General features: G+C 47.4%; 7 protein-coding genes. 2 read left to right on the top strand and 5 right to left on the bottom strand.

Going from position 1 to position 3,801, the window contains the following annotated elements; translation table 11 throughout:
• Nucleotides 1–18 precede the first annotated feature (18 nt).
• From AC1QQ2_RS13805 to AC1QQ2_RS13785, 5 genes are all read right to left on the bottom strand, one after another.
• Nucleotides 19–774, bottom strand: coding sequence for a hypothetical protein (locus tag AC1QQ2_RS13805; RefSeq protein WP_479713561.1), 756 nt, complete (start codon nucleotides 772–774; stop codon nucleotides 19–21).
• A complete protein-coding gene (locus tag AC1QQ2_RS13800; protein ID WP_479713560.1) occupies nucleotides 771–992 on the bottom strand; it encodes a hypothetical protein in 222 nt (73 codons plus the stop codon). The genes AC1QQ2_RS13805 and AC1QQ2_RS13800 overlap by 4 nt, the downstream gene beginning before the upstream one ends.
• 197 nt (nucleotides 993–1,189) lie before the next feature.
• Entirely contained in the window at nucleotides 1,190–1,633 is a 444-nt protein-coding gene (locus tag AC1QQ2_RS13795; protein ID WP_479713559.1) for a hypothetical protein, read from the bottom strand.
• Between the two features lie 8 nt (nucleotides 1,634–1,641).
• The gene (locus AC1QQ2_RS13790; protein ID WP_479713558.1) at nucleotides 1,642–2,412 is read right to left on the bottom strand and encodes a ribonuclease H-like domain-containing protein; all 771 of its coding nucleotides are present in this window, start codon (nucleotides 2,410–2,412) and stop codon (nucleotides 1,642–1,644) included.
• Nucleotides 2,412–3,005 carry a Clp protease ClpP gene (locus AC1QQ2_RS13785; RefSeq protein ID WP_479713557.1) on the bottom strand — a complete coding sequence of 198 codons (594 nt, stop codon included), beginning with the start codon at nucleotides 3,003–3,005 and terminating at the stop codon, nucleotides 2,412–2,414. Before AC1QQ2_RS13785 ends, AC1QQ2_RS13790 begins: the two co-directional genes overlap by 1 nt.
• Before the next feature lie 147 nt (nucleotides 3,006–3,152).
• Between AC1QQ2_RS13785 and AC1QQ2_RS13780 the strand changes: the two genes are divergently transcribed.
• Nucleotides 3,153–3,410 (top strand): phage adaptor protein, encoded by a 258-nt coding sequence (locus AC1QQ2_RS13780; RefSeq protein ID WP_479713556.1) that lies wholly within the window; start codon nucleotides 3,153–3,155, stop codon nucleotides 3,408–3,410.
• Nucleotides 3,407–3,787, top strand: coding sequence for a phage tail fiber protein (locus AC1QQ2_RS13775; protein ID WP_479713555.1), 381 nt, complete (start codon nucleotides 3,407–3,409; stop codon nucleotides 3,785–3,787). Before AC1QQ2_RS13780 ends, AC1QQ2_RS13775 begins: the two co-directional genes overlap by 4 nt.
• Nucleotides 3,788–3,801 lie beyond the last annotated feature (14 nt).

Below are 3,801 nucleotides of genomic sequence, written 5' to 3'. Positions count from 1 at the left end.
CTTTTCTAATATGTCCGTCTATTGAAAGTGTGGCTTCCATAACACAATTTTAGTGCCATCATACTGATGCATATTAGCCAGACGCATAGTCCAAATAGCTTCCTCTTCTGTCTGCCCACGCTCTTCGTATGTGGCTACAACAGCCTTCCAGAGCTCTTCTTCGGTCTCGCAGTTAGCTAAGATTTTATTAGCCTTTACAGGACCTATACCAATAGCACCTTTGTAGCCATCCGATGTATCCCCCGTGAGGGTCTGGTAGTAGGCGAACTTAATCGCCTCCCACTCAGTTACCGTAACCTCTTCATCCTTACCATAGTTGTAGTGAGTACCTACAGTCTGGTACAGAACGTCTTTGTCGATAGCACAAAGAATATAGTCCTCAGGGTATGTTGTCTTCATATAGACAACGTAGTCATCGGCCTCCATACCCTCTGGGGTATATGAGTGATATACGTCTTCAGCAAAGTCACGTAGCTCTTGATAACCTAGAGGCTTGCGTGTCTCGCTGCGGTTTTCTTTGTAGGAGCTTGGTAGGTCTAGTCGGAAGTTGCCCTTACCAGAGAACACAAGGTAAGCACTATCGCAGTCAGTAGCAAAGACGATGTTGTCCACCATCTGCTCAAAGGTTGTTTTACACTGTTCGATGTCAGTGTAGTATTCAATCTCTGGTTCCTCTAGTCCTAGAGCAACTTCCTGCTCATTCCAGATTACTTTGTCTTCAATTGCGAAGCCTACTTTGTACAAAAGACTATCCGCATCTATCAATGCAATCATGCTTTATGCTCCATTCTGTGACAATTAGAACATAGAAGGACGCATTTATTTAGTTCTGCTATGACTTCATCTGTCAGGCGTCTTTTGTTGCTAATTGAAAAATCTTTTTGTGTTGGGTCTAAGTGGTGAAAATCAAATATAACTGCATTTTCTCCATTATATTCGATACCACAATTAGCACACTTTCCACCCTTTAGCTCTACTGCTAGGCGTTTCATCTCACGTCTCCGCTCTGCACTACTTGGGTAGCTCTTGTGCTTGTTTCTTTTATACGAGTCAGACGCTATAATGCTTTGACATTTTTTACATCTATTGGAACGACCATATTTACACTCAGGTTGTTTACAGAATAATTCCAAATCTTCCTGAGTGTAGGCGGTCGCCCCGCAAGAGCATTCTCGCAGGGCAATCATTGTTATTCCTCTTCCGCTACAGGTACATCCTCAAAGAATACTTCTTCCTCTTCGATGTAGCTCTCTTCGATCTCATCAAGGATAGCGATGATGTCGTTAGTGGTAGCCATACCACCATTGTCTAGCGAGGCTTGGATAGCTTTATCGACAACCGACCAACCACGTTCTTTGTTGTAGTAGTGAAGGCCAGCCTCGTTGATAGCCTCAGCAATCACACTATTCATAAACGTCATAGTGTCGGAGGCACCCTTAGGCTTCTCGAAGGTAGATGCGATGTAGTCCAAGTAAGCCACGCCGTACTCTGCGTAAAAGGCTACGAGGGTCACAACATCCTCTTTGCTGATTGCGTGTTGTGCGATGGAGTACAAAGCACCTTGGAAGTCGTTAAGGATTTCGGTGAGGTTACGGGGAACCAGTGGATTGCGGTAAGTTTTAAGTAGGCTCATTTTGTCTCCTATCGTGCAGCCAGAAGTGACTGACGTTTCTCTTTTGTGTTTTCAGTGTATGTGCTTGACGACCAGCCGCCGCAGCATGAACAGCGGTAGCGTTGGAACTTGCCTTTGTTGGTGTAGAAGAACCCACGCTTGTGAACGTCCGTAGAGTTACACTTAGGGCAGGAAAGCTCCTCGTTGTCATCATAGGCACTAACGGCTGGATGTGACGAATACCAAGGACGCATAACGTAATAGAGCTCTTCAAGAGCGAGTACGTCTACAATGTTGTAGTCCTTCATCTCATCCCATGCATCCATATTACCCTTCAGGCATTGTGCCCATAGCTCGAAGCCAGCGAACTTAGCGTGGTCCAGCTTCTTGGTATCGCAGAGAGCGTCTGTGAGATACGCAAGTTTGTTCGAGGTGAAAGCAAACTCTTTCTTTGCGATCTTCAGGGTATCGATTGTCTTGAAGGGTGCAGGGGGACGAAGACCACTCATAATCATACGGGCCTTGATCTTCTTGATATCGAACTTGTCACCGTTATGGGCAACAACAAAGTCAGCCTCATCAAGCAGCTTGTGAAGCTCCAGCAACATGTCGTAGTCATCTTCAGGTGTGAAGCGACCATCCATATAAATTACGTCACCGCTGTCCGCCCACTTTGCACAGAAGCTCATGATGTACCAATCAGTCTCGATCTGACTGAGGCCTACGTTGTTCTTCCATAGGCCCCAGACGTTTGCGAGGATCGGTGCTGTCTCAATGTCTACGAACAGCATCTTTGACATTATTTTGTCTCCTTTTGTTTCAGCTTCCAGCGCTTACGAACATCGTCAGCGTCGAGCCACATATCACGACCATCGATAACGGCCTTGATCTCGTTAGGCTTCAGGAAGCCGCTGTAAATATAGGTGAAGGTTTTCTTCAGGGCTTTATCGTTGAAGTTGATATAGTCCATAACCTCATGACCCTTACCACGTGTACCTGTGGAGTAGTTGTGGATCATGAAGTGTGTGAAATCCTCGACCTCTACGTCATCGCAGCTAAGAGAGATGATGGTGCCAGCAGAGGCTACAGTGCCAGTAAGTCGGGCGATAACCTTTGCCTTAGATCGTCTGATCGAAGCAATGATCTTGAAGGCTGAGTCGATGTAACCGCCACCAGTATTGATGTGAAGTACAACAGTCTCGCCTTCCTCAGCAGCTTCAAGCACACTACAAAGCTCGTTGTAGTGGAAAGGCTCATCGATCTCACCAGCAAGATATGCATTGTGTGTATCGTTTATTTTTTTGATTGGTACAGTACGATCCCATACAGGATGTCCACGAGAGCCCGAAGCCAGACCCATCAAATCTTCGATGTTAATTTCAAACGATTCCATCATCGTCTCCTATGTTAAGAAAAGAGCAGTTTTGTAACATGCTCAGGTTAGTATGTTAACGGATTGGACATGCACCAGTGGAACAGGCTTCGTCAGACATGCCCCCCTTGGGGCTGATGCAAAAAAAAATCACGTGTTTCTGAAAAATTGTGGCCTGGGGGTACTTTTCGACAGATAAAGGGTTTGTGCAGGTACCGGGGGAGGGGGAACTGGCTGCTTGAGCAGTATGCAGACGTTTATCTCTACGGTGCCCTGGTTCACAGCGCACCATTCCTTAACGACGATGCGCGTGTGGCTACATGGCTTGCGTTGTATCAGAAAGCAGTTGATGCTCTTAACCAGAAGTCGGACGCAGCTAAGTTTAGCGGCACTGGGCTTCGCATGAAAATTCGGAGTTACAAATGAGCCTGTCCGACACCTTTGAAACCACCACACTGAAATGGCTGCTGACGGCTGACGCTGTTACCCGCCCGACCGCTTGGTATATCGGCCTGTTTACCGTTGCCCCGTCTGACGCAGGCGGCGGCACTGAGGTGTCTGGCGGATCGTATGCACGCAAGTCCGTTGCATTCACTGTGAGCGGCAACTTGGCAACCAACTCGGCTGCGGTTGAGTTTGACGTTGCCACTGCCGACTGGGGAACTATCACCAGCGTTGCGGTGTTTGACGCGGTAAGCGGCGGCAACATGATTGCCTACGCAACGCTGACGGCGTCCAAGACGATTTCGAACGGTGACGTTCTACGGGTCAGTGCGAATGACCTCGACATCACGATGGACTGATAGATGACCACAAT

Source organism: Aestuarium sp., from assembly GCF_023253315.1.
In the GTDB taxonomy this organism is placed as follows: Bacteria; Pseudomonadota; Alphaproteobacteria; order Rhodobacterales; family Rhodobacteraceae; genus Marivivens; species Marivivens donghaensis.
This window is presented reverse-complemented; position numbering and strand designations above follow the sequence as displayed.

Coding starts and splice junctions, on each gene's coding strand:
- AC1QQ2_RS13805 (WP_479713561.1), bottom strand. CDS start 774: ATGATTGCATTGATAGATGCGGATAGTCTTTTGTACAAAGTAGGCTTC.
- AC1QQ2_RS13800 (WP_479713560.1), bottom strand. CDS start 992: ATGAAACGCCTAGCAGTAGAGCTAAAGGGTGGAAAGTGTGCTAATTGT.
- AC1QQ2_RS13795 (WP_479713559.1), bottom strand. CDS start 1,633: ATGAGCCTACTTAAAACTTACCGCAATCCACTGGTTCCCCGTAACCTC.
- AC1QQ2_RS13790 (WP_479713558.1), bottom strand. CDS start 2,412: ATGTCAAAGATGCTGTTCGTAGACATTGAGACAGCACCGATCCTCGCA.
- AC1QQ2_RS13785 (WP_479713557.1), bottom strand. CDS start 3,005: ATGGAATCGTTTGAAATTAACATCGAAGATTTGATGGGTCTGGCTTCG.
- AC1QQ2_RS13775 (WP_479713555.1), top strand. CDS start 3,407: ATGAGCCTGTCCGACACCTTTGAAACCACCACACTGAAATGGCTGCTG.